The 23,276-nt window shown below is 48.2% G+C and carries 31 protein-coding genes and 1 tRNA gene; 1 reads left to right on the top strand and 31 read right to left on the bottom strand.

The features are described 5' to 3' along the window. Window positions 1-40: 40 nt before the first annotated feature. The 23 genes from aroH to AN963_RS05830 form a co-directional block, all read right to left on the bottom strand. A complete protein-coding gene (gene aroH, locus AN963_RS05935; RefSeq protein WP_055743597.1) occupies window positions 41-415 on the bottom strand; it encodes a chorismate mutase in 375 nt (124 codons plus the stop codon). A 2-nt stretch (window positions 416-417) separates the two neighbouring features. Beyond that, window positions 418-1,518, bottom strand: a complete 1,101-nt coding sequence (gene aroB, locus AN963_RS05930) for a 3-dehydroquinate synthase (RefSeq protein WP_055743596.1) — start codon at window positions 1,516-1,518, stop codon at window positions 418-420. Then, window positions 1,518-2,678 (bottom strand): chorismate synthase, encoded by a 1,161-nt coding sequence (gene aroC, locus AN963_RS05925; protein WP_055743595.1) that lies wholly within the window; start codon window positions 2,676-2,678, stop codon window positions 1,518-1,520. The genes aroB and aroC overlap by 1 nt, the downstream gene beginning before the upstream one ends. Window positions 2,679-2,930: 252 nt before the next feature. Next, window positions 2,931-3,098, bottom strand: coding sequence for a hypothetical protein (locus AN963_RS31440; RefSeq protein WP_169791909.1), 168 nt, complete (start codon window positions 3,096-3,098; stop codon window positions 2,931-2,933). A 78-nt stretch (window positions 3,099-3,176) separates the two neighbouring features. Continuing rightward, on the bottom strand, window positions 3,177-3,950 hold the full coding sequence (locus AN963_RS05920; protein ID WP_055743594.1) for a CheR family methyltransferase: 774 nt from the start codon (window positions 3,948-3,950) through the stop codon (window positions 3,177-3,179). A 131-nt stretch (window positions 3,951-4,081) separates the two neighbouring features. Then, entirely contained in the window at window positions 4,082-4,525 is a 444-nt protein-coding gene (gene ndk, locus AN963_RS05915; protein ID WP_055743593.1) for a nucleoside-diphosphate kinase, read from the bottom strand. 104 nt (window positions 4,526-4,629) lie between these two features. Further along, a complete protein-coding gene (locus tag AN963_RS05910; protein WP_055743592.1) occupies window positions 4,630-5,595 on the bottom strand; it encodes a polyprenyl synthetase family protein in 966 nt (321 codons plus the stop codon). A gap of 9 nt (window positions 5,596-5,604) precedes the next feature. Continuing rightward, on the bottom strand, window positions 5,605-6,468 hold the full coding sequence (locus AN963_RS05905; protein WP_055743591.1) for a menaquinone biosynthetic enzyme MqnA/MqnD family protein: 864 nt from the start codon (window positions 6,466-6,468) through the stop codon (window positions 5,605-5,607). A gap of 4 nt (window positions 6,469-6,472) precedes the next feature. After that, window positions 6,473-7,069: a UbiX family flavin prenyltransferase gene (locus tag AN963_RS05900; protein WP_055743590.1), complete on the bottom strand. Its 597-nt coding sequence runs from the start codon at window positions 7,067-7,069 to the stop codon at window positions 6,473-6,475. Beyond that, the gene (locus tag AN963_RS05895; protein ID WP_055743589.1) at window positions 7,066-7,935 is read right to left on the bottom strand and encodes a UbiA-like polyprenyltransferase; all 870 of its coding nucleotides are present in this window, start codon (window positions 7,933-7,935) and stop codon (window positions 7,066-7,068) included. Before AN963_RS05895 ends, AN963_RS05900 begins: the two co-directional genes overlap by 4 nt. A 96-nt stretch (window positions 7,936-8,031) precedes the next feature. Then, entirely contained in the window at window positions 8,032-8,751 is a 720-nt protein-coding gene (locus AN963_RS05890) for a demethylmenaquinone methyltransferase (RefSeq protein WP_055743588.1), read from the bottom strand. Window positions 8,752-8,756: 5 nt separating this feature from the next. Beyond that, window positions 8,757-9,593 carry a heptaprenyl diphosphate synthase component 1 gene (locus AN963_RS05885; RefSeq protein WP_055743587.1) on the bottom strand — a complete coding sequence of 279 codons (837 nt, stop codon included), beginning with the start codon at window positions 9,591-9,593 and terminating at the stop codon, window positions 8,757-8,759. Window positions 9,594-9,711: 118 nt separating this feature from the next. Then, window positions 9,712-10,227: a hypothetical protein gene (locus tag AN963_RS05880; RefSeq protein ID WP_055743586.1), complete on the bottom strand. Its 516-nt coding sequence runs from the start codon at window positions 10,225-10,227 to the stop codon at window positions 9,712-9,714. Window positions 10,228-10,300: 73 nt separating this feature from the next. Then, on the bottom strand, window positions 10,301-10,531 hold the full coding sequence (gene mtrB, locus AN963_RS05875) for a trp RNA-binding attenuation protein MtrB (RefSeq protein ID WP_055743585.1): 231 nt from the start codon (window positions 10,529-10,531) through the stop codon (window positions 10,301-10,303). A 41-nt stretch (window positions 10,532-10,572) separates the two neighbouring features. Then, window positions 10,573-11,271, bottom strand: a complete 699-nt coding sequence (locus AN963_RS05870; RefSeq protein ID WP_055744468.1) for a lytic transglycosylase domain-containing protein — start codon at window positions 11,269-11,271, stop codon at window positions 10,573-10,575. Between the two features lie 141 nt (window positions 11,272-11,412). After that, window positions 11,413-11,489, bottom strand: a tRNA-Pro gene (locus AN963_RS05865). 67 nt (window positions 11,490-11,556) lie between these two features. Continuing rightward, window positions 11,557-12,123: a GTP cyclohydrolase I FolE gene (gene folE, locus AN963_RS05860; RefSeq protein WP_201783738.1), complete on the bottom strand. Its 567-nt coding sequence runs from the start codon at window positions 12,121-12,123 to the stop codon at window positions 11,557-11,559. A gap of 201 nt (window positions 12,124-12,324) precedes the next feature. After that, the gene (locus AN963_RS05855; RefSeq protein ID WP_005831316.1) at window positions 12,325-12,597 is read right to left on the bottom strand and encodes an HU family DNA-binding protein; all 273 of its coding nucleotides are present in this window, start codon (window positions 12,595-12,597) and stop codon (window positions 12,325-12,327) included. Between the two features lie 238 nt (window positions 12,598-12,835). Further along, on the bottom strand, window positions 12,836-14,314 hold the full coding sequence (gene spoIVA, locus AN963_RS05850) for a stage IV sporulation protein A (RefSeq protein ID WP_055744467.1): 1,479 nt from the start codon (window positions 14,312-14,314) through the stop codon (window positions 12,836-12,838). A 179-nt stretch (window positions 14,315-14,493) separates the two neighbouring features. After that, the gene (locus AN963_RS05845) at window positions 14,494-15,219 is read right to left on the bottom strand and encodes a hypothetical protein (RefSeq protein WP_055743583.1); all 726 of its coding nucleotides are present in this window, start codon (window positions 15,217-15,219) and stop codon (window positions 14,494-14,496) included. 21 nt (window positions 15,220-15,240) lie between these two features. Further along, window positions 15,241-15,585: a 2Fe-2S iron-sulfur cluster-binding protein gene (locus AN963_RS05840; protein WP_055743582.1), complete on the bottom strand. Its 345-nt coding sequence runs from the start codon at window positions 15,583-15,585 to the stop codon at window positions 15,241-15,243. Between the two features lie 15 nt (window positions 15,586-15,600). Then, window positions 15,601-15,897: a 2Fe-2S iron-sulfur cluster-binding protein gene (locus AN963_RS05835; RefSeq protein WP_055743581.1), complete on the bottom strand. Its 297-nt coding sequence runs from the start codon at window positions 15,895-15,897 to the stop codon at window positions 15,601-15,603. A gap of 12 nt (window positions 15,898-15,909) precedes the next feature. Next, a complete protein-coding gene (locus tag AN963_RS05830) occupies window positions 15,910-16,098 on the bottom strand; it encodes a DUF2768 family protein (protein ID WP_055744466.1) in 189 nt (62 codons plus the stop codon). Between the two features lie 135 nt (window positions 16,099-16,233). Here AN963_RS05830 and AN963_RS05825 point away from each other — a divergent pair, with 135 nt between their 5' ends. Then, window positions 16,234-16,734, top strand: coding sequence for a hypothetical protein (locus AN963_RS05825; RefSeq protein ID WP_055743580.1), 501 nt, complete (start codon window positions 16,234-16,236; stop codon window positions 16,732-16,734). A gap of 119 nt (window positions 16,735-16,853) precedes the next feature. On the opposite strand, the gene AN963_RS05820 is transcribed toward AN963_RS05825, so the two are convergent. From AN963_RS05820 to fni, 8 genes are all read right to left on the bottom strand, one after another. After that, the gene (locus AN963_RS05820) at window positions 16,854-17,120 is read right to left on the bottom strand and encodes a stage VI sporulation protein F (RefSeq protein ID WP_055743579.1); all 267 of its coding nucleotides are present in this window, start codon (window positions 17,118-17,120) and stop codon (window positions 16,854-16,856) included. Window positions 17,121-17,193: 73 nt separating this feature from the next. After that, the gene (locus tag AN963_RS05815; RefSeq protein ID WP_055743578.1) at window positions 17,194-18,222 is read right to left on the bottom strand and encodes an NAD(P)H-dependent glycerol-3-phosphate dehydrogenase; all 1,029 of its coding nucleotides are present in this window, start codon (window positions 18,220-18,222) and stop codon (window positions 17,194-17,196) included. A 55-nt stretch (window positions 18,223-18,277) separates the two neighbouring features. Continuing rightward, window positions 18,278-18,880 (bottom strand): glycerol-3-phosphate 1-O-acyltransferase PlsY, encoded by a 603-nt coding sequence (plsY, locus tag AN963_RS05810; protein WP_055743577.1) that lies wholly within the window; start codon window positions 18,878-18,880, stop codon window positions 18,278-18,280. 15 nt (window positions 18,881-18,895) lie between these two features. Next, window positions 18,896-20,209, bottom strand: a complete 1,314-nt coding sequence (der, locus tag AN963_RS05805) for a ribosome biogenesis GTPase Der (RefSeq protein ID WP_055744465.1) — start codon at window positions 20,207-20,209, stop codon at window positions 18,896-18,898. A 150-nt stretch (window positions 20,210-20,359) separates the two neighbouring features. After that, window positions 20,360-20,542 carry a capping complex subunit for YIEGIA gene (locus AN963_RS05800; protein ID WP_055743576.1) on the bottom strand — a complete coding sequence of 61 codons (183 nt, stop codon included), beginning with the start codon at window positions 20,540-20,542 and terminating at the stop codon, window positions 20,360-20,362. 3 nt (window positions 20,543-20,545) lie between these two features. After that, the gene (locus AN963_RS05795) at window positions 20,546-21,451 is read right to left on the bottom strand and encodes a YIEGIA family protein (RefSeq protein ID WP_055744464.1); all 906 of its coding nucleotides are present in this window, start codon (window positions 21,449-21,451) and stop codon (window positions 20,546-20,548) included. A 7-nt stretch (window positions 21,452-21,458) separates the two neighbouring features. Then, window positions 21,459-22,097 (bottom strand): YphA family membrane protein, encoded by a 639-nt coding sequence (locus AN963_RS05790; protein ID WP_055743575.1) that lies wholly within the window; start codon window positions 22,095-22,097, stop codon window positions 21,459-21,461. Between the two features lie 78 nt (window positions 22,098-22,175). Continuing rightward, on the bottom strand, window positions 22,176-23,228 hold the full coding sequence (fni, locus tag AN963_RS05785; protein WP_055743574.1) for a type 2 isopentenyl-diphosphate Delta-isomerase: 1,053 nt from the start codon (window positions 23,226-23,228) through the stop codon (window positions 22,176-22,178). Window positions 23,229-23,276: the final 48 nt, after the last annotated feature.

The following is a 23,276-nucleotide window of genomic DNA, read 5'->3' as shown; positions in this document are numbered from 1 at the left end:
TCGTTTCACTTATCGTAAAAGAGAGCGCCCAGAATGTCAACTACCGATTTGTCAGGTCAGGACGGAGCTTGACTGCGTCCCGCAAGAATACGTGATGAATGTCTTTTGCTGTTTTCTCTGTGTTTACGTGCATCATGACCCGCACACAAAGAGGCAATCCGCCTGGTACCGGAATTTCTCTCGCACACATGAGAGGAACGTACTGCCAAGCCTCACCCTCTAGCATACGTGCTGCCTGCGCAGGAAACGTCGCGCTCAGATCCTCGGTCGTCGTAATTATGACGCTGCCGATATCCTCTGGATTCACTTCGTTACGACTAACCATTTCTTGCAACAGCAACTTGGTCGAGGACACGATTTCCTCGCGTGTGTCCGCCTCTACTGTAATTGCTCCTCTGATTCCTCTCATTCCCATTGTTAAGCCTCCACTTCTTCTCGCATCACTGTCAAAATAATCTCTTCATCGATGTCTTTTACAACTTCTACTTGCCCAATTGCACGTGGCAAAACAAGAGCGAGCTTGCCGCCTACCGTTTTTTTGTCTCTTTTCATCGCATCCAGCACGGCTTCGGGTGGCAAATCGCCTGGCCATTTCGTCGGGAGATGGTACAAACGAAGGACTTTCTCTGTCCGCTCATAAACACCCTTTTCCGCCAGTCCGACTCGTTCTGCAACCTTTGCAGCCAGGCACATCCCAATCGAGATGGCCTCACCGTGGTTGAGGACAGAATAGGCACTCAATGCTTCAAAGGCATGGCCAAACGTATGTCCTAGGTTGAGCAGGGCCCGTTGTCCTTGCTCTGTTTCATCCTCTGACACAATCGCTGCCTTGACAGCACAACCGCGTTGAATGGCTTTTGCCAACAATTCTGAATCCAGATCCCACAGACGATCAGCGTGCTCCTCCAACCAGTCTACAAACGCTTCGTCAGAGATCAATCCATGCTTGACCACCTCTGCGAAGCCCGCAGCCACTTCTCTTTTCGGGAGGGAGTGGAGTGCTGACGTGTCATAGATCACGACGCGCGGCTGATGGAAGGCACCAATCAAATTTTTCCCTAATGGGTGATTAATCGCGACCTTCCCGCCTACTGAGCTATCGTGAGCCAACAATGTCGTCGGGAGCTGCACAAAATCAATTCCACGCATATAGGTAGCAGCAACGAAGCCAGTCAAATCGCCAACTACGCCTCCACCCAGAGCCAAAATCGCTGATTTACGATCCAGCCCTGCCTGGATTGCTTCCGTCATGATCCGTTCGTATACTGCCAAGCTCTTGGATTGTTCCCCCGCAGCGACGACACTCGCTGTCGCTCGATAGCCAGCCACCGCTAAAACATCGAGTAGCTGCTGCAAGTAATGACCTGCCACATGCTCATCCGTTACAATAAGCAACTGACTCTTGGAGGAGACTCCTGCTTGTTGCAGCAGCTTCGGAGCCTGCTGCAACAAGCCTTCACCAATGACGATGGGATACGAACGCTCTCCTAATTCTACCGTCAGGGTCTCGTGTTTCATTAGAATTTCTCCGTGTATGCACGGTATTGGCGAACATTCTCCACCATATCATCCATCGAATCGGACGGGAACTTCTCACACATAGCATGGGCAATTTCCCAAGCTACGACGGCTTCTGCCACAACACTCGCTGCTGGAACAGCACAGCTGTCAGAACGTTCAATGCTCGCCGAAAACGCCTCTCTGGAGTCGATATCCACACTCATCAGCGGCTTGTACAAGGTCGGAATTGGCTTCATCACACCGCGAACAACAACCGGCATACCTGTTGTCATACCGCCTTCCAATCCACCCGCACGATTGGATTTACGGCTGTAGCCTGTTTCTTCGTTCCAAACGATTTCATCATGTACTTGAGAACCAGCAAGTCCAGCTGCTTCGAAACCGATGCCGATCTCTACCCCTTTGAACGCTTGGATGCTCATGATCGCTTGTGCCAGACGTCCGTCCAGCTTGCGGTCCCACTGGACATGTGATCCCAGCCCGATCGGTACTCCTTCGACGATGACTTCTACGATACCACCGAGAGAATCTCCGTCCTCTTTCGCTTTATCGATCGCTGCCATCATACGTTGTTCTGCTTCTTTATCCAAACAGCGAACTGGCGACTCTTCTGTACGAGCAATCAGTTCATCCAGGCTTACATTTTCCCGTTTTGCTACCACTTCGTTAATTTGCAGAACTTGTCCGCCCAAACGGATGCCGAACGCTACGAGCAACTGACGAGCAACCGCTCCAACGGCTACACGGATCGTTGTTTCACGTGCACTGGAACGTTCCAGAATATTTCGCATATCACGTTGATGATATTTGATCGCACCGTTCAAATCCGCATGACCAGGACGAGGGCGGGACACGCGACGTTTTTCTTCTGCCCCTTCAACTGGCTCTGCACTCATGATTCCTTGCCAATGCGTCCAGTCTTTATTTTCGACGACCAGTGTAATCGGTGCCCCAGTTGTATAGCCATGGCGTACACCCGATAGGATTTTCACTTGGTCCTTTTCAATTTGCATCCTTCTTCCGCGACCGTGACCCTTTTGGCGACGACCCAGTTGCTCGTTGATCGCCTCAACCGAAATCGGCAAATTGCTCGGCACGCCCTCAATGATCGCCGTCAACTGCGGCCCGTGAGACTCTCCTGCTGTCAAGTAACGCATTTCTCGCTTCCTCCATCCTCCAGGCAGCCCTATCCCCCAGTTCTTTCCATACACACTAACGGGACGCTGTCCTTTATCACTTTTAAGCGCTATAATATCATACCTATTACCCGGTGGAAATACCAAAGTCTCAAACTAATTGAATTCCTCGCCTTTTACAGGAAAAACGCCCCTCCGAGTGGGAGAAGCGCTACATTACGTCTTGGCGCTGATAAGAAAACCAAAGCATTCCTGCTTATCGATCTTACACGTTTAGAAATGATCCACGATTAAAAAGGGATTAGAGCCTAACGGTTTACGAGAATGGTCTACCCTCAACAGGTCGTCCAGCTGTGTTTTCTCTGCCCCCAGAATTTGTCCGCACTCTTGTAAAGTGATGAGACCGCGGCGATATGCTTCAATGACCTTGTGTTTATCCATCTGCTGCCCCCCTGAATGAACATCGGTATTTCTATTCTTGGGAAAAAAGGGCAGAGATATACCACTAAGCGCAAGGAATCATCCCATTTTTCGATAAAAGAAAGTATCTTCTGTCTCCAGCTGATATTGTTGCGGCTGGAAGATTTGCTCCGTGCTTCCTACGAACAACACACCGCCTGGTTTGAGTGCACGACTAAATTTATGGTACAGCTCATGCTTTGCCTCTTCCGTAAAGTAAATCATCACATTGCGGCAAATGATAAGATCGAATTGCGAATCAAAAGTATCCGCCAAAAGGTTATGCTTTTTGAAAGTCACACGATTTTTCACTTCGTCTGATATTCGGTAGCTGAGAGTGTCCTTTGCAAAGTACTTGGCAACCAAGTCTTTCGGACAGTCTTGTAAAGATCGATCCGTGTAGACCCCTTGCTTTGCCTTTGAAATGGCTCCTTCGTCGATATCCGATGCCAGTACACTTGCCTCTAACCGTTTGCGCAGCAAGATCAGCGAAAGCGTGTATGGCTCTTCTCCCGTAGAACAAGCAGCGCTCCAGCATTTGATCCGAGGCGATTGTTTCGCCAGTCGTGGCAAGATCTTATTTTCGAGTACTTCCCACCTGCCAGGATTGCGGAAAAATTCGGATACGTTTATCGTCATTCGATCCAAGAACTCGTAAAAGAGAACTTTGTCTTTCGAAATGGCATCGAAATACTGAGAAAACGATTGGAAGCCCCTTTTCACACGCAGGGAAGTCAACCTGCGCTTCATTTGTGCTTCCTTGTAGAGGGCAAGGTCAATTCCGGTCATTTTTTTAACGTTAGCGATAAATTGAAGAAAGTCCTTATCTTCCATTGGAATCTACCCCTTTAAACAACTTGACCCTATCTTGATTCGCTATTTTTCGTCAAATTCCTATCTCGCACTTGGGGTATTATGGCGAAAAAATGAAAAAACCCCGAGACCGGGGTTTTTCAAAGCACTGCTTAGATCCAGCGTTGGATTGTTTTTTCAAAAGAAAGAACTTCATCAGCAGAGAACCAGAGGCCGATTTCACGCTCAGCGCTTTCTGGGGAATCGGAACCGTGGATGATGTTCATGCCAACGGAAGTAGCGAAGTCGCCACGGATGGTTCCGGAAGCAGCGTCAACTGGGTTTGTTTTGCCCATCATTGCGCGTGCAGTTGTGATTACGTTGTTACCTTGCCATACCATTGCAAATACAGGACCGGAAGTGATGAAGTCTACCAGTTCTCCGAAGAAAGGACGCTCTTTGTGTTCAGCATAATGCTCTTCAGCCAGCTCGCGGCTAACAGTCATCAGCTTCGCGCCTACCAGTTGATATCCTTTTTTCTCAAAACGGGAAACGATTTCCCCGATCAAGTTACGTTGTACGCCATCTGGTTTTACCATAAGGAATGTTTTTTCCATTGTAAGTATGCCTCCATTAGAGCTATGTATTGGTGTATCCCACACCAACGAAAATTTTATCAAAAGAAAAGGGGTCAAGCAACAGTCACACGGTTAAAAAACCATTAAAATTTACGTTCGATGATAAAATCAGCGATACCGGTCAATGAAGTCTTCGCTTGATTGTTTGGTAAATCGGCCAAAATCGCATGCGCACGAGCAATATATCGTTCTGCCAGCTGTTGCGAGAATGCGATTCCTTCGTCCGAACGCACTAATTGAATGGCTTCATCGACATGATCCCAGAAAGTCTGGTCTGCAATCCAGCTCTGGAAACGATCACGCGACCGTCCAAAGTGAGCCGTGTAGAGCGCAGGCAATGTAATGTTTCCATGGACAAGATCACTTCCCGCTGGTTTGCCGAGCTGTTTCTCAGTCCCCGTGAAGTCGAGAATATCATCCGTAATCTGGAAAGCCATTCCTACATTATACCCATACCAGTACATTTTCCGAATGAGCTCTTCACTCGCCCCACTTGCCACTGCACCTAATTGGCAGCTAATCGCGATCAATAAGGCTGTTTTCCGTTTGATCCGGCGCAAATAGGTTCGGAAGTTTTGGTTCCAGTTGTTCAGATCCTTTACTTGTTCAATTTCACCCTTGCACAACTCTACCATCGCATTAGACAAAATTTGGTGCATCTGAGGGATCGGCAACTGTGCTGCGATCGCTAACGCACGTGCAAAGATGTAATCCCCTGCATACATCGCCACTTTATTGTCCCATTTCATCCGCACAGTATCTTTACCACGCCGCTTATCTGCATCGTCGATTACATCATCATGAACGAGTGATGCCATATGAATCAGCTCAAGCGGAACTGCCACATGCTTTAGCTTTTTCACATCATACTCGCCCCATTTTCCACCGAGCAGCACGAAAACAGGACGAATCCGTTTTCCCCCTGCCTTTAGAAGATGCGTAGAGGATTGGTTCAGCTCTCGCATGTCTGTATCAATCGATTTTTCCAGCTCATCTTCAATATACTGGACGTCCTTTTTCATCTTGAAGTAAATATCGACTAGGTTCATCCGTTCCACCTATCTCGTCAACGTAGTATTGGTCTGCCGCCCACCAGCCTGCCAGAGGTCGACGGTTGCTGGTGCTGGTAGAAGTCCCAGCTCCGCCGCGCATCGGTAGTAATACTCCAGTCCAATCCGCTGTTCGTCGCCGAAATCATGCTGCAAGCCTTGAAAATAACGGGTCCATTCCTGCATGTCTCCCCCATGATGGGTATGGACATACTCAATGAGCGGCCCTGTGTTTTGTCGCGTCTTTTCTTTGCTAGCCAAGAAGGAAGCATGGACATCCGCCAAGAGTCCACTGTGTTCGGCCAGCACTTCCTTGCGCACGGCCCAAACCGCAAAAGTCATGGAATAGCCCGTGAACTGATGCCATAACTCTCCAAGATCGTAAACGTGGAGGGGTCCACCATTTCTCACTGCCTGGATCGCATCGTCACCAATCAGCAGAGCCGCATCAGAATCCAGTAACATTTGTTCCAGCTCCGGCTCTTGTGTAACGTAAGAAATCTCATAACCGTAAAACTTATGGAGAATGATCTTCAGTAGATTGACTGTCGTAGCCGATGTATTGGTCATGGCAATTTTAGCACCATCCAACTGTTCAATCGGCTTTTTGCTGAATAAGAAAAGGGAGCCTACTCTCCCTTTCGCGCTGACGGACAAGTCCGCCAACGCTACATAGTGGGAGGCATGCTCTGCATAACTAAAGGAAGAGATGGGACCTACATCGATCTCACCACGTGCCATTGCTTGATTCAACTGGGCAGGTACTTGACGAATGAACTCGATACGGTCTTCGAAACGCTCCTGATCAAAATAGAAATAAACCGGAAGTACATTCGTATACAGGATCTGTCCAATTCGCAAGGACTTTTGCATGCTTCTACTCCCCCCAACGCCGAAACAGCGAGTGTGGTACATCGATTGCATCCAAAGCTTTTCCTACGACAAAGTTGATCAAGTCATCCATCGTCTGCGGCTTTTGATAATAGCCAGGCATCGCTGGCAGAATCTTGACTCCCAAACGACTTAGCTGAAGCATATTCTCCAAATGGATGGCATTCAGCGGGGTCTCTCTCGGAACAAGGACTAACCGGCGCCCTTCCTTGATCATCACATCAGCAACACGCTCCAGCAGGTTGCCAGAAGCACCGTGAGCGATCCCCGAGACCGTCCCCATCGAACAAGGAACAACGATCATGCCATCACAACGATAGGAACCGCTTGCTGCTGGACAATTGAAATCACGCAACCCCCAGTAATGCAGTTCTCCGGAAAAATCTTGTTTCAACTTCTCCTGAAGAAATGTTGGGCGGTCGTCTGTCTCCCAATCCAGCTCATCGTGAAAGACCTGCCAGCCTGCTTCCGTAATGATGAGATGTACGATATGTCCGGCGCGTAGCAGTTCCTGCACGAGCCGAACGCCATATATGGCTCCACTCGCCCCCGTAATTCCGACAGCCCACTTTTGCTGACTCATGAGATCACCAGATCAATCATGGTGAACGCAAACATGACCACACTCAAGATCCCATTCATACTAAAGAAAGCAACATCCAGTTTGGACAAATCTGTCGGTTTCACAAGGGTGTGCTCATAAATCAGTATCGCACCGGAGATCAATACTCCAAGCAAGAACCAGATGGACAAGTCTGCCACCACGTATAGGGACATGAGACCGACAAACGTGATAATGTGACAGATCCGAGCAACTACCAACGCATTGGCAACGCCAAATCGACTCGGCATCGAGAACAAGCCTTCATTTCGGTCAAACTCACTATCCTGACATGCGTAAATGATATCAAACCCTGCTGTCCAAAACAGAACAGATACAAACAATAAGAGTCCGATTCCATCGACTTGCCCTGTCGTTGCTACCCATCCACCCAGTGGGCCAAAACCGATGGCTACCCCTAAGACAAAGTGGCAAAGCCAGGTAAAGCGTTTTGTATAAGAATACAAGACCAGGACGAATACGGCGAGAGGCAACAGCTTCACAGCCAAATCATTTAATTGGAACGCGGCAATGAAAAGCACTGCGAAGGAAACAACGATAAACAAGATGACTTCCACAATCGAAATCAATCCTGCAGGTATCGCTCGATTCGCAGTCCGCGGGTTTTTCGCATCGATGACACGGTCGATCACTCGGTTCAAAGACATGGCAGCGCTGCGTGCTCCTACCATGGCGACCGTGACCCAAAAGATTTCCATCCAGGTGGGCCAAGCTTTCTCTATTACAATATTACCCAAAACCGCGCCCATGAAAGCAAATGGCAAAGCAAAAAGGGAATGTTCGAACTTAATCATTTCCAAAATAATTTTCAATTTACGAAGACTCATATAATACACTTCCTATCCACTGAAGAAATACCAGAAGCATCCTACCCGATCTTGGATGACAAAGCAATTATCTGCTGGTCGGAGGCTGCTGATACATTATGGTTTAATACCGATATGCAATGCTGATACTCCACCCATGAACAGCTTGACTTGGACAGGATCTAGGCCAGCCTCTTGAAACATACGAGCGAGCTCACGACTATCTGGAAAATTGGTCAGTGATTTCGGTAACCATGCATACTGCTCGTACTTGTTTACCGTCCATTTCGCCACCAGTGGCAAGATATTATAGAAGTAGAAGTAAAAGAGCTTGCGATAAGGAATAAAGGGCGGCTTGGACACTTCGAGCGACACGACCTTCCCACCAGGCTTCACCACGCGTGCCATTTCATTCAGCACGATTTGAATATCCGGCACATTCCGCAAAGCAAAACCAATCGTTGCAAAATCAAAAGTATTGTCCTCATAAGGAAGCTTCATCGCATCCCCATTTACGAGATCGACGATATGTCCGACACCTTTTTGGGACACCTTGTAAGCGCCTACGTCTAGCATGTTTTGGCTAAAATCAAGGCCGATCACACTTCCGTCTTTACCGACTGCCTGAGCGAGTGCGATGGACCAGTCAGCCGTACCACACGCTACATCAAGCGCTTTTTGACCTGGTTGGATGTTCATTTGCTTCATGGTGTAATTACGCCAAGCTACATGGCTGCCAAAGCTGATGACATTGTTCATCTTGTCGTATTCATCCGCGATGCTCTCAAATACGGAATGAACGTACTCTGCCTTCTCATTCATTTGGGTCTGGTTCACTTGGATTACATCTCCTCAATAACCCGTTTCAGGCGGTTAATCCGATGGGAGTAACGGGCTGTCATCGTAACGAGCATATTGCGCGTTTCCACCGGGTGAAGCGTGCGGACCATTTGCTCGCACAGCCCGATCATCTCCAACGCTTTCTGCTCAATCCCGGACATCACCTGCGTAAGCGTAGTTCCTGGTTTTTGCAGCAAAAAACGGGCAAAACCAAATGGAACTTGTTCTTGCCATTTCAACTGCTCCCATTCCCCAATAACGCTTTCTACTTTCGCTGTTTCCTTCATCAGGTTCGTCCAGAAGCGACGCTTTTCATCGGAATCAGCGTATGCCTCCACCACGGCGACGTACAGGCCTGTGTCGATCGTATTGCGCAGGTCCCAGTACTCTTCGTCAGTCGGGAGCTTTCCATCCTTACCTGCCAAGTACAGCTTCATTTTCGCCTCGTTTACGCTCTGAACCGCACCTGACAATACTTGAATGGCTTGAATCTCACTGGCCTCAGCCAGTAGCGAGTAGTAGCGAGCACTATAGTAATCTCCCGCCAAAACGGTCAATTGTCGATTTCGCTCAGCTGCTAATGTCCGTTCGTAATCATTTTTCACGTATTCATGAATGTCCAACCCCAATTGGACAAGTCCAGTCGCTGTGCAGAGTATTACAGAACGTTCTTTTGTCATCCCTTGTTCCTTTAAGAAAAGGTACAACAAGGCCAGACGATTCTCCGCCATGGAAGGAACGTCAACGTAATATTCTACATAGGAATGGGTACTTCGCTTGTAGATCTGTTCGATGATCAACCGAACTTCTTCTACATAGGGGGTATGTTCTTTGCTCATGCGTCCTCCTCCACAAGCTGTGCACAACCTGATGATGTCTGCCTGTTCCGTACACTGTCGGTCTTTCTGTACTGCCCGGTCAAATGGCCGTCCTTATCATCATACCATACTTCTATCATCAGGGACTAATTCTCTCATAAAAATACGGGTCGATTCGTACCGAGAACGCTCCTTTTACATAGCTGTCCACATCATTTAACTCATCGAGCGGCTTACCATGTGCAGCCTGATTTGTACTGCTGGATTCGATCGCAACTAACAGTCTTTGCTCTTTTGGCTGGTCCGTTTCCTCCAGCATGCGGAAGTACACCTGTTTGACGTTATCCGTGAACGTAAATAGATCGTGTGTCAAGCTATAAAAATCCCGGTAAACGTGAGTTAGCTCTACTTTTTCAGCAGGTTTTACTGCCAGATCGACATAAACCGACGAATTTTCCCATTTTATACGCTTAATATTATAATGTGTCGCCACCGTTGTAAACAAATCCAAAGCATTTTGCTCGCTCAGGTGGATTGGGCGGGAAGCTTGAAACGTTGGAACATCTGTTTGTTTCCAACCTGCGCTCGGGACAAGTGACAGCATCAGAGCCAAAAAGGCAGAAACGGTGATGGCCGCAAAGAGTCTACGTGGCATAGACATCCCTCCTCTCCATCATTGTACAAACAAAAAAAGCAGGCTATGCCTGCTTTTGCGTAAAAGGTCTTCCTTATTCGGTCGTGTCGATGGTCCCGTGGTGGGAGTAAATAACGGCTTTCCCACGTACTTTGATCGCAGAAGTATGCTCGGTAAATTGAAAAATCATGACTTCGCCTTTATCGAGTTTCTCCGTATGATGAAAGCGGGTATCGGAACCTCTGGTGAGGCCGATGACATGAACACCGTTTTCTTTTGCTTTCACCACGAAATAATCCTGGTTGAATCCAGATGGTTGTGACACTTGCTACTCCTCCTTGCCAATGCGTTATGTGTCATTGACTACTATGATGTCCGGTCAGATTGCAATCTGTTCATGATTTTTTCCACATAGCGCTGTGTTTCTAGTGGCAGTTGGTCATATTTTTCTTCTAACTCCATGTCACTGTCAATGCCCAGACGGCTGACCCGTCCTGGTCCTGCATTGTACGCAGCCAGAGCCACCTTAACATTGCCGTCGTAACGGTCCAACAGGCTCTTTAAATACTTGGTACCACCTGCGAGATTCTCATCGGGATTATAGACATTTCGCACATTCATTGCTCGTGCGGTTGGATCCATGAGCTGCATCAAGCCTTTTGCTCCTGCACGAGAAACAGCAGATGGATTAAAATTAGACTCTGCACGTACAACTTCTCGTACTAAATCTTTATCCACACCAATGGATCGAGCCATGCGATCAATTTTTTCTAGCACTGCGGAGGTAGACAATGAAGCTCGTCCACTCATCGCGCCATTCAAAGAGGTAGAGTCATCCACATGATTGTCATAGCTTCCTTGTGGAAAATTCCACTCAGGAGAGCCATCTAGCTCTGCGATGATTTCTTCAGCTGCAATGACTCGTTGACCCGCTGCGAGCTGGGCTTGCAGCACGTCGGAAAACATTCCTTCATCCACGGCAGGAAGAGCAGCCTGCGCCGTACTGGCACCATAAGATTGGGATAGTTGGTTCAAATATGGCTGAAGCGATACGGGTAGATTCATGGCTACTAACAACCTTTCCTCGCTTGTCTCTCCCTTATTATAGAAAAGAAAGAACAGGAAGCCAATAGCGAAATTGGAATCATATTGAAAAGACAAAAAAAGAAGCCTGACCATCTCAGGCTCCTGACTTTACTATGTAGATGGTCGGAATGCAGGGATTCGAACCCTGGACCTCACCCACCCCAAGGGTGCGCGCTACCGGGCTGCGCCACATCCCGACGTACATCTAGACTATACAATAATTTACCTGTAGCGTCAAGAAAATTTCCGTTTTTTTCAAACGATTTACGGTCGAATCAAGCTGAAAACTTCTGCTCTTGCAGCCGCATCTTTTTCAAACATACCACGTACTGCTGACGTAACCGTTTTGGAGCCTGGTTTTCTCACTCCACGCATCGTCATGCACATATGCTCGGCTTCCACTACGACGACAACACCATGAGGATCTAGCTTCTTCACGATGGCATCCGCGACAGTCGAAGTGATTCTTTCTTGCAATTGTGGTCGACGAGCTACCGTATCTACCGCACGAGCAAGTTTACTCAAACCGACTACACGCCCTCCACGGGGTACGTACGCCACATGGGCTTTCCCGAAGAATGGCACCAGATGATGCTCACACATCGAGTAAAACGGAATATCTTTTACGAGAACCATTTCTTCATGATCTTCGCTAAATACGGTTTCAAAATAATCTTGTTCGTTTATGTGCATGCCTTCAAAAACTTCGGCGTACATTTTCGCTACACGTTTAGGAGTATCTAGCAATCCTTCGCGATCCGGGTTTTCACCAACTGCTTCCAGGATCATCCGTACGGCCTGCTGTATTTTATCTAAATCGACGTTCATTATGGTACCTCCTACTTTGAGACTCATATTCTTCGCTATGAAGATGAAACCTGAGACAAACAAGCCCATCTTAACATACTGAATCAAAAAAAACAAAAAGATCTGACATAGTTTTCCTATGTAAAGTGCTTTTAGGCAGAAAAAAATCCACATCGATGAAATGTGGATTTTTTTATGTAAGTGTTTCGATCACGAATGTGACGATTACTTGATGGAATCTTTGAGTTGCTTACCTGGTTTAAACGCAGGTACTTTGCTGGAAGCGATCTCGATCTCTTCACCAGTTTGAGGGTTACGACCTTTACGAGCCGCACGCTCACGAACTTCGAAGTTACCAAAGCCGATCAGTTGGACTTTGTCACCTGTTTTCAATGCATCAGCAATTGCGTCGAGAACCGCATCAACTGCTTTGGTTGCATCTTTCTTGGTGAGTTCTGTGGTTTCTGCCACTTTTGCAATCAGTTCTGTTTTGTTCATTCTTGTTCACCTCCCCTCAAAGAACACCAAGTCCCCGTTACTATTTTTCTTAACCGAAACGAATCGTTTTATACACGATTGGTTGTTTTTACCGTTCTGACAAGCTTATAGTAATACACCGATTTCTTAAATTCAAGCCCCTCCTGTCGAAATTGAACGAAATACAAGAAAAAAAGGCATCCCGTCACATCGGATGCCTCATTTCTCAATTCTATTTATAGGACTTTACTCCTGATTTTTAGAGTATGATCGCAATCAGTCCGCCCGATCCTTCGTTGATAATTCGTCCCAGCGTTTCCTGCAATTTGTAGCGGGCATTGTCTGGCATCATCGTAATTTTCGCCTGGATTCCCTCGCGAACAATGGAATGGAGCGAACGTCCGAAGATATCAGAATTCCAGATAGAGAGCGGATCTTTATCGAAGTCTTGCATTAAGTAGCGGACAAGCTCCTCGCTCTGTTTTTCCGTGCCGATGATCGGAGCAAACTCAGATTCGACATCCACGCGAATCATATGGATTGAAGGTGCTGTCGCCTTCAATCTGACACCAAAACGAGGTCCTTGTCGGATAAGTTCAGGTTCGTCCAAGGTCATCTCATGCAGTGACGGAGCCGCGATTCCGTAACCTGTACTTCTGACCATGTGCAAGGCCTCGGCGACTTGATCATACTCGCGTTTGGCATGAGAAAATTCCTGCATAATCTTCAGCAAGTGATCCTTGCCGTTGATTTCGACTCCGACGATCTCCATCAGGATGCGATCGTACAACTCATCGGGAGCATAAAGGTCGATTTCTGCGATACCTTGGCCCATGTGCATACCTGCAAGGGACGCCCGTTCCACGAAGTCATAATCATTGAAAAAGCCGACGACACGGTCCACATCGCGTAACCGGCGAATGTCCTGCACGGTTTCACGTACGGCTTCTTCGTAGTTCTGACGGAGCCAGTGTCCATTCTCCAACACCATGACCCAGCTAGGCAGATTTACGTTTACTTCATGGACCGGGAACTCAAACAGCACTTCTCTCATGAGAAGCAGGATTTCTTGTTCCGTCATGTGGTCTACGGACAGTGCTACTACAGGAACATCGTATTTTTCCTGCAGCTGCACACGCAAGTTTTGCGCCTCATCTGAACGAGGGCGTGTGGAGTTGACCACAATGACGAATGGCTTTCCTACTTCCTTGAGTTCATTGACCACTCGTTCCTCGGCATCAATGTATCCCACTCGCGGAATTTCCGCGATGCTGCCGTCTGTTGTGACCACGATCCCGATCGTTGAGTGCTCTTGAATGACTTTGCGGGTCCCTACTTCAGCAGCTTCTTCAAATGGGACCGGCTCCTCGTACCATGGTGTATTTACCATGCGTGGCCCATTGTCGTCTTCAAATCCTTTTGCACCCTGTACCGTATAGCCGACGCAGTCAACGAGGCGGACGTTGATGCTGAGCCCTTCGGTTACATGTACATTGACGGCCTGATTGGGAACAAATTTTGGTTCTGTCGTCATGATCGTTCGGCCAGAAGCACTTTGCGGCAATTCATCCGTGGCACGGATTCGCTCTGCTTCTGATTGAATATTCGGGATGACGACCTGCTCCATAAACCGCTTGATAAAGGTCGATTTTCCCGTACGTACAGGCCCTACCACTCCCAGGTAGATATCTCCGCCCGTCCGTTCGGCAATGTCTTTAAAGATGTCGACTCGTTCCACCATCGATGACCTCCTTCTATTTGTCTATTTTTACACTATGACCGATTTTCCGAATTATCCCTGACCGCCAGTATTTTCCCCGGGAATCTCGTACTAGTTTTGTGGACAGTACAAATATATGTATTTTTGGGATAACTAGAACAAAAAAAACGACTCTGCTTCGAGTCGTTTTTTCTTTCTCACAGTTTTAAGAGTCTTGGCTCTCCATTCACCAATTCATATGGAAAAGATTTAGCCGGGACAAACATGGATTCACGGGAAAATACATAGCGAGGGTCCGTATTTTTCGGTACCTCCACCTTCGTATCTCGCAAAAGCTGAGCAATATCAGCGGCGTAATCAATCCCCACTTCTCCCTTTGCATTCATCACGAGCGGAAGCAAGGAATTTCCAAGAGTGGATGGCACTTGCCAGGTTTTTACGCCAATTTCCTTGTGATCAATGGAATAGTAGCCATTCCCCAAGTCATCCTGAACAGGTAGCTTGTTAAAATAATTGCGATAGCGATCTACCGCACTCTGCACATCGGCAACCGTACTGACCGCCCCTAGATGGAGCAATTTTACGGTCGGCTTTGTCTCCACATCGATCAAGACATATTTGAAAACGCCACCTTTTTCAAAGGCGTTACCAGGTACATCCGGCATGTATTTCGGAATCATTTTACGAAAATCAATCTCGTATTTTTCGAAAATAGGAGTATCCATTTGCTTGGTCACGATGGGCAAAACTGCCGTATCATGCTGGAATTGCTCAATCGCTTTTTGTGTTGCTTCGACGTAAAACGTACTTGGAACTTGATTCTCCGCTTTTCGTTCATCCGGATACAAACAACCGGATAAAAGGACGGATACGACGGTCAAGCTCACCATCAGCTTGAACGATTTGCGCCATGATTGCCACATTATGTATGTACACCTCTTACCTTAATCTTCGTTTTCCTCACGCTGCTGCCGTTCTAAAGCCGCCTGGACGACGGATTTCAAACGATTTTCAGGGATTCGCACGACGCAATCCTTTTGCGTTGCTTTTGCTTGACAGCCGAGGCGGATTCCCTGATCTAAATCCTTCTCCGGCATCTTCCTTTGCTCCAATGCTGAGGGTGCAGACAATTCGCCACTCTCCAGCACCACCCTGCACATAAGACAGGAGGCATGGCCTCCGCAGCGTTGAGGAATGACCACTCGTGCCGCAGCCGCAGCACTGACGAGCGTTTGTCCAGCCCGCGCCTTGATGCTTTTTCCACTCGGTACAAACGTTACTTTTCCCATTTCTTGTATCTCCTGTTAGTACGGCCGGTGAGCGAGCTTTACATCTCCCTCTTGGACGATCTGAATCTGGCAGCCAAGTCTGAACCCTTCTGCGCGCTCTGCCTTACGTAGTCGGAGCTTTTCTTCTTTGGTCGTTTCATTCAAGTATTCAGCACCTTCCAGAACAAGCGTACGGCACTGAGCACAAACCCCACGTTGGCAAGCATGTCCCCATACGACCTTGTGCTTTTTGGCGACTGCGACAACGGACTGGTTCAGCTCCACAGGCAATTCGTGGTCTCCAGCACGAGTCACTAGCGTTAATTGAGACATCATTCCCTCTCCTTACACAAAAATGACTATAAGGATCATGACAAATACCGCTATCAGCATCAAAAAAGCGCACGTTTTGAGTAAAAAACGCAGCAGAGCATTGTTCATTTTCCTAGCAAAAATCATGAGCAGGTTGCAGACGAACATCAGACCAATGGCAAGCAGAGAGATGTTCATCTTCGTCATAGGATCAATATACATCGGGAAAAACAGCATCCTTTGCATTTTTTGCTTCATTATACCATACTTCGCCAGTGTCCGTCTGACGGTTGCGAACCTCCATCTGGACATTCGCATAGACTATCGTGATGAATTCGCCCATTGGAGGGATAGCAATTGAGCAACAAAGTGAGCGGTAATCGAAAATGGCGCAATCCCTACGCACCCATCCCCAGCAAGAAGCTGAGTGAACAGCTGACAGACGTATCCTTAGCTGTCACACCAAAGAAAGTGGTGCCAGCGGTCGATCTGCGGACGTCTGTATCCAAAATGCGCAACAACATTAAAGGAATCAGCAGTACCATCCGTCAAGTCGAAGAGACGATGGATACGTTGTACGGGGCTATGGAGATCTTTGAAAACTTCGGAAAGCGCCCCGCTGAAAAAACAGAACCAGTCGCATCCGAGAAACCGACCTCGAAGCGAAAAGGAGCATCGGAAGCATCTAGAATGGTTGAAGAGGCCCCAGAACCGGAAACGTCGACTACAAACAGCAATCCTCTAGGCAATATCGACATCGGTCAATTGCTGGGTCTGCTGCAGTCCCCTCTGGTCCAGAATCTGCTGACACAAACGGTCGGCAACAGCAGTTCAAAGCAACGAAAAAAAGAGGGATGAGATCCCTCTTTTTTTCTTTGTTCTGTAGGTCAGCCATGTCCCTGTAGAGCCATGATTGTTCCTAGTGTTACTGTATGACGGTTTTCCCATCAGGTAACGGGCATAATCGCCCATTTCTCTTATTTCAGGAGCTTTGTCAGGCTCGACATGTCATGGATGTTGATTTCTTGATTGTAAAACATCTCGATGATCTTATCTTCCTTCTCAGCTGTCAGTTGCTTGCCGGAAAGCGTGGCTAGCGTTTTGATGATTTGACGGAGCTTTTCCTCATCTTCAAAATCGCTCTTTTTCATTTGGCTCGCCAAGGAACGCAGCTTCGATTCGTCGATATTTGCTCCCTTCCCTTTAAAGCGATCCAAAAAACCACCAGAAAACGGATTACTCATGATGGACCTCCTCCTGCTACCAATGTTTACATCCTATGGTATGTGCAGGAGCCTAAATGTGTGAGGCGTACACCTACTTATGATCCGGATTCAGGTACTCCATTTCATATGTTTTTAGTCTTCCCATCAGTTGCTCCACGCCTTGCCGCGGATCTTTACCTTCAAACAAAATTCCATAAAGGACATGGGTAATCGGCATTTCCACATCTTCACGCTTGGCGATCACATTAGCAGCTTGCGTCGTGCGAACTCCTTCTACGACCATCCCAATTTCGGCAAGAACATCGTCGAGCTTTTTCCCCTGTCCGAGCAGAAAACCTGCACGCCAATTGCGGCTGTGCTTGCTCGTGCAGGTCGCAACCAGGTCCCCAATCCCCGCCAGACCTGAGAATGTAGGCGGTAAAGCTCCGAGTTTCAGACCCAATCGGCTAATTTCCGCGAGGCCGCGTGTCAACAAAGCAGCCTTTGCGTTGTCCCCAAAACCGAGTCCATCAGACATACCGGCTCCGAGCGCAATGATATTTTTCAGAGCCCCCGCGATTTCTGCACCAACTAAATCAGGGTTGGTATAGACGCGGAAGTTGCCATTCATCAGCAAATCCTGCGCGTGCAGCATGCTATCTTCGGATTCAGAAGCCACGACAACCGTTGTTGGCTGGCGCCGCACGACTTCTTCAGCATGGCTCGGTCCAGATAACACTGCCAGCCTTGTAGCAATCGACTTAGGCAATTCTTCGTGCATGACCTCAGACATGCGTTTGAGGCTTTCAAGCTCAAAGCCCTTTACCGCGTGTAAGAGCAGGACATCCTGTGCCAGCATTGGAGCGAGATCACGACATACTTGTCGCATTGCATGGGAAGGAACGGCCAGGAGTACGACCGGTTTTCCCGAAACAGCTGCATTCAAATCCGAAGTCGCTACAATACTTGCAGAGAGCTTGGCATCAGGCAAATACTTTTCATTCATATGATTCGAATTAATGCTTTCAGCCTGTTCGGCATTTCGCACCCAGAGTGTGACTTGATGTCCGTTATCCGCCAAAACCGAAGCGAGTGCAGTTCCCCAACTGCCTGCGCCAATTACGGCAACATTTTGAATCAATCGATCTCCCTCCACTTTCCAACCGCTCGCTCTTAAAAGTACATCCCGATCAGAGCTAGCCTAGTTTGCGGTGTGATTTGTCTCCCAGTTTCCGTTCAGTCCCTGCAAAAAGATTTCGGATATTATTATAATGGCGAACATAGGCGAAGACTGCGAGTATCAAGCTTGTCCAGAAAAAAGCAATGGGCTTATCCAACACATAGACAGCAATGGGTAAAACGGTAACAAGCACTAATGAACCGAGCGATACATATCGAGTCACTGCGATCAGGATAACTGCCAGTACGGCACCTATAAGAAAAGCTAAGGGAGAGAAGCCCAGAGCTACACCAAGAGTGGTGGCAATGCCCTTCCCCCCGCGAAATCCGAAAAAAATCGGCCAGTTGTGACCAGCGATCGCAAATAAACCAGATACCGCATATGCCGTAGGATCCCCTGTAATGAGGTGAGTAATCCCCATAGCCGCGAGACCTTTTAGAGCATCCAGAATCAATACAGCAATTCCGGGCCCTTTCCCCAACACTCGCAACGTATTCGTAGCACCCGCATTGCCGCTCCCGTGTGAACGGATGTCAATTCCTGCAACTTTTTTGGCGATAAGATAACTAAAGCTGATCGAACCGATTAGGTAACTGATCACCCAGGATAATAACACCATGGCGGTTTCCTCTCCCTACGTTTTTTTCCTCGTCCAAATACGCACAGGCGTGCCTTCGAAAACAAATGCCTCACGTATTTTGTTCTCTATGTACCGTTCATAGGAAAAATGCATAAGTTCTGGATCGTTGACAAACAAAATGAACGTCGGCGGTTTCACAGTCGCCTGCGTTGCATAGTTGATTTTGAGTCGTTTTCCTCTGTCAGATGGCGGTGGTGTCCGAATGGTCGCATCGGTTACCAGATCGTTCAGGACAGACGTCGGTACTCGCATCGCATGTGCCTGGGAAATTTCATTCACTTTAGGCAAAATCGTGTGAACGCGTTGCTTGGATTTGGCGGACACGTACAGGATCGGTGCGTAATCCAGATACTTGAACTCTTCACGGATCAATTCCGTAAAGCGTTGCATGGTTTTGTCGTCCTTTTCCACCGCATCCCATTTGTTTACGACGATCATGATGCCACGGCCTGCCTCATGTGCGTAACCAGCGATCTTCTTGTCTTGCTCGATGATGCCCTCTTCTCCATTGATTACGACGAGTACCACATCGGAATCCTCGATGGCACGCATCGCACGCATCACGCTGTATTTCTCTGTGCTCTCGTAAACCTTTCCGCGTTTGCGCATCCCAGCCGTATCAACGAGAATATAGCTTTGACCATCACGTTCGAATGGCGTATCGATGGCATCCCTTGTCGTACCTGCCACTTCACTGACTATCACTCGCTCTTCTCCCAGAATGGCATTGGTCAAAGACGACTTCCCTACATTCGGGCGTCCGATGATCGATATACGGATGAGATCTTCCGCGTATGCCTCATCCTCTTGTGCCGGAAAATGCAGGACGACTTCTTCCAGCATGTCCCCCAGACCTAAACCATGAGATCCGGAAACAGGGAACGGTTCGCCCAATCCCAATGAATAAAAGTCATAAATATCTGCACGCATTTCCGGATTATCCGCTTTATTTACCGCTAGCACGACTGGTTTACCTGTACGGTTCAGCATACGTGCCAGTTCTACATCCGCGTCTGTAGCACCCGTTCGGCTATCTGCGATCATGATGATCACATCTGCTTCATCAATAGCCAACTCAGCCTGGTACCGCATTTGCGTGAGAATCTCGTCGGTCTCACCGAACTCAATTCCACCTGTATCGATTACATGAAAGGTATGGGTTAACCATTCTCCTTTTCCGTACAATCGGTCACGGGTAACTCCCGGCATGTCTTCCACGATGGCGATGCGCTCGCCGATCAGTCTGTTAAAAATCGTGGACTTGCCCACGTTGGGTCTCCCCACAATGGCTACCACTGGCAATCCCATAATCAACAACACTCTCTCTCATTTACTTTTTGAACGTACAAGATAAGCTTGTAAACTCCTATACGCATAAAAACCTTCCACTCAATCGCGGGTCGCTACTCACTGAATACGCGCCGTTAAGGTTTTCTCATTAGCTAATCATACCATAGACTACTTATGCCGAACAATGATAAGGGTATCCTCGCTCACTTCATGTACCATCGCATCTAAAATCTTCTCCAGCGTAAACGCTACTTGCTGCATTTTTTCTTTATCAGGCTCGATGAAGATAGGTGCTCCACCTGCTATCTTTTCCTTGTTCAGGGTGATCACGGCCAAGATCGTACTGGGCATGATCTACACCTCCTGCTTAGTTGCATTGGACTTTTGCGGCATTCGGAAGACACTTTCCAATATCGGTACGGCATAAATGACTGCCTGGGCACGATCGGGGTCTTTGACCTGTGGCAAAAGAAAGACGCCTAAACGTCCCGTATGGAGATCCCGTTTCACCAACGGAGTGAGGGAAGGCTCGCCCGTATCAGTGTAAACACCCAGCTGTGTCGCCACATCATGCAAAATCGCTTGTCGTTGGCCGGGATGGGCGATGGTGACCGTCGCATTTGCGTCCTTTGGCACGAGTATGTATCCCATACCTTGCTCCTGAATTACTTTTTGCGACTCCTGCAGCCCTACATTCATGATGTAGATGTCCCCTACGTATAAGTCCTTGCCTTCAACTCGCAAAGGGGCCGGTATCACATCTACGATCAGCTTTAAAGTCTTGCCTGACTTGAGCTTGTGTGAGATCGCTAGCGCTATCACCCCTGCAATGACACCGCCCCACCAATGAAAAAAGATCATCGCGGATGTCGTCACCAACGACGTAAACATCACCAAATAGTTTCGCCCCTCAAAGACCATCGCTATTCCTTCGATGTAAGGTCCGCCACGCGGGACGAGCTCTTGCTTGTCAATCTCATTGAGAGTGGTACGCTCCATGTTGCGGACATCACGAAATTGCTGGGCTGCGACTGTCAGGAACGTAACTGCCGTATAGTTTTCCTTGAGCAGAGCAGGAATGGCCAGTGCCCCCAGTGCCGATGCAATGACACCGAGTGAGACATGAATGATCTTCCCATGTGGATACGTAGGGTATTGCCGATAGTCTGTTCGCAGCAAGTTGATCCTGCAAAGAATCCCAAATACGAAGCCTAGCATCAGAGGAAACACATACTCATTGGCCAGCAACTCTTTAAACAAAGGGGCATCACCACTTTCGCTCATTGGGATCGGATGATACGGTTTTCCTCCATTTGAGGATTCGCACAACGGCGAAACGAATGACACTCACGAGAATCCACAAGGAGATCGTGCTCCAAAGCAGATCTTGGGCGTATTCGTTACCAAACACACATGAGCCGGACAGTTTCCAGAAGAAAAGCGAATGAAGGGCGTCAGCTAAAGGAAGAGCAAACATCACTTGAAACAGCTGCGCTACGCCGTTGCGACTCATGGCCAGTATGGAGAGGAATCCTGCAGTGGGCACAATCATTCCTTCCTCCCAGAACAACAAGACGGGGTCGGTAAAAAACAACCAGCGCAACCAAAACAGCAGCATGGCAGTCGCACAGGCTCCTAGAAAATACAACCGGCGCCGAACAAGTGGCAAGCGGCAATATAGCCAGCCACTAGCGAGTAATGGCAGCAAAGCACCACTAAGACTGATTTCAACCGGTGCAAAATACACCTTCCAGCTGACAAAGGTACAGATGAGAAACGCACAAATCACAGCGAGCATCCGCTTCGGTGCTATCCCTATTTCCTGCAACTGCGCATCCATACTTCCCATCCAAACCAAACAAAGCAAGCTCCACTGAGATAGGATCGCGATGGTTCCCTCGTTCATGATCAACTCCTCAAGATGTGGCGGTCTCCCCAAAGTATGCCTCAACTACCAGCCTTTCATGAGTCGATCCTCTCAGACTTACTTCTTTTGTGCCCATTCTTCTAACGAGATCCCACGCAAACGAGCTCTTTCTGCTGTTTTCCCTGTAATCAGTAGAGGCTGTTCCTGCAGCTGGTTGAGTTGCACCGTACCCAACGCAGTCATGGCCACTTGCAATTGATAATGCCAATTATCCACCGTGGCCAGACATTCCTCGATGGATTGCGTCTGCACGCATCGCAGCATGGCGCCCGCAATTCCTACTGCCGAAGCTCCGAGAGCCATTGCTTTTGCCGCATCGAGACCATGTCGAATTCCGCCCGTCGCCAGGATAGGAGCACTCGAAGCCCTAACACACGATGCTTCCAGCAAACTTTCCACCGTAGTGAATCCCCATTCCTCAAACATCGTGAGGGGCAGGGTTCTACGCATGTTTTCAACCTTGGCAAAATTGGTTCCTCCTCTTCCTCCGACGTCAATCATCGCGACTCCTGCCTGCATCAGCTCCAGAAGTGTATTTCTCGCCATCCCAAACCCGACTTCCTTGATCATGACTGGAACTTCCAATTGATCGGAAATGGCACGAATGTGATCCAGATATCCGTGAAAATCCCTGTCTCCTTCTGGCATTAGCAGCTCCTGCATCACATTCAAATGAATTTGTAGTCCATCTGCTTCCATCATTTCGACCGCTGCTTTTGCTTCGTCCACCGTCGCTTCCGCTCCTACATTGGCAAACACAATACCACGAGGATGTTCTTTCCTCACGACGCGGTAGCTCTCCTGGACACTCGGATCTCTCAAGGCTGCCATTTGCGAGCCCACGGCCATCGCCAGCCCTCGTTCTCTCGCAATCACGGCTAGCTTCCGATTAACTTCTGTCGTCGCTTCTGCTCCACCAGTCATCGCGTTGATGATAATCGGGGACGACAATCGAAAGTCCCCCAAATCACATTGTAATGACACGCTGTTCAGAGAAACTCCCGGTAAGCTATTCGGTACGAAGCTCACCTCGTCAAAAGCGTTGAAACCGTATTCGTTTGTCGTAAGAGCATGCTGAATATGCTCGATTTTTCGAACGGAACGATCCATGCTCGTCCCTCCTTTGCTCGATTTCAGGCAAAGAAAAAGGGATACGCC

The sequence above is a fragment of the Brevibacillus choshinensis genome (assembly GCF_001420695.1).
Classification (GTDB): Bacteria; Bacillota; Bacilli; order Brevibacillales; family Brevibacillaceae; genus Brevibacillus; species Brevibacillus choshinensis.
The sequence above is the reverse complement of the archived record's forward strand: the minus strand, read 5'-3'. Positions and strand labels throughout refer to the sequence as shown.

Coding starts and splice junctions, on each gene's coding strand:
- aroH (WP_055743597.1), bottom strand. CDS start 415: ATGGGAATGAGAGGAATCAGAGGAGCAATTACAGTAGAGGCGGACACA.
- aroB (WP_055743596.1), bottom strand. CDS start 1,518: ATGAAACACGAGACCCTGACGGTAGAATTAGGAGAGCGTTCGTATCCC.
- aroC (WP_055743595.1), bottom strand. CDS start 2,678: ATGCGTTACTTGACAGCAGGAGAGTCTCACGGGCCGCAGTTGACGGCG.
- AN963_RS31440 (WP_169791909.1), bottom strand. CDS start 3,098: ATGGATAAACACAAGGTCATTGAAGCATATCGCCGCGGTCTCATCACT.
- AN963_RS05920 (WP_055743594.1), bottom strand. CDS start 3,950: ATGGAAGATAAGGACTTTCTTCAATTTATCGCTAACGTTAAAAAAATG.
- ndk (WP_055743593.1), bottom strand. CDS start 4,525: ATGGAAAAAACATTCCTTATGGTAAAACCAGATGGCGTACAACGTAAC.
- AN963_RS05910 (WP_055743592.1), bottom strand. CDS start 5,595: ATGAACCTAGTCGATATTTACTTCAAGATGAAAAAGGACGTCCAGTAT.
- AN963_RS05905 (WP_055743591.1), bottom strand. CDS start 6,468: ATGCAAAAGTCCTTGCGAATTGGACAGATCCTGTATACGAATGTACTT.
- AN963_RS05900 (WP_055743590.1), bottom strand. CDS start 7,069: ATGAGTCAGCAAAAGTGGGCTGTCGGAATTACGGGGGCGAGTGGAGCC.
- AN963_RS05895 (WP_055743589.1), bottom strand. CDS start 7,935: ATGAGTCTTCGTAAATTGAAAATTATTTTGGAAATGATTAAGTTCGAA.
- AN963_RS05885 (WP_055743587.1), bottom strand. CDS start 9,593: ATGAGCAAAGAACATACCCCCTATGTAGAAGAAGTTCGGTTGATCATC.
- AN963_RS05880 (WP_055743586.1), bottom strand. CDS start 10,227: ATGCCACGTAGACTCTTTGCGGCCATCACCGTTTCTGCCTTTTTGGCT.
- AN963_RS05870 (WP_055744468.1), bottom strand. CDS start 11,271: ATGAATCTACCCGTATCGCTTCAGCCATATTTGAACCAACTATCCCAA.
- AN963_RS05855 (WP_005831316.1), bottom strand. CDS start 12,597: ATGAACAAAACAGAACTGATTGCAAAAGTGGCAGAAACCACAGAACTC.
- AN963_RS05845 (WP_055743583.1), bottom strand. CDS start 15,219: ATGTGGCAATCATGGCGCAAATCGTTCAAGCTGATGGTGAGCTTGACC.
- AN963_RS05840 (WP_055743582.1), bottom strand. CDS start 15,585: ATGGGAAAAGTAACGTTTGTACCGAGTGGAAAAAGCATCAAGGCGCGG.
- AN963_RS05835 (WP_055743581.1), bottom strand. CDS start 15,897: ATGTCTCAATTAACGCTAGTGACTCGTGCTGGAGACCACGAATTGCCT.
- AN963_RS05830 (WP_055744466.1), bottom strand. CDS start 16,098: ATGTATATTGATCCTATGACGAAGATGAACATCTCTCTGCTTGCCATT.
- AN963_RS05820 (WP_055743579.1), bottom strand. CDS start 17,120: ATGAGTAATCCGTTTTCTGGTGGTTTTTTGGATCGCTTTAAAGGGAAG.
- plsY (WP_055743577.1), bottom strand. CDS start 18,880: ATGGTGTTATTATCCTGGGTGATCAGTTACCTAATCGGTTCGATCAGC.
- der (WP_055744465.1), bottom strand. CDS start 20,209: ATGGGATTGCCAGTGGTAGCCATTGTGGGGAGACCCAACGTGGGCAAG.
- AN963_RS05800 (WP_055743576.1), bottom strand. CDS start 20,542: ATGCCCAGTACGATCTTGGCCGTGATCACCCTGAACAAGGAAAAGATA.
- AN963_RS05790 (WP_055743575.1), bottom strand. CDS start 22,097: ATGAACGAGGGAACCATCGCGATCCTATCTCAGTGGAGCTTGCTTTGT.
- fni (WP_055743574.1), bottom strand. CDS start 23,228: ATGGATCGTTCCGTTCGAAAAATCGAGCATATTCAGCATGCTCTTACG.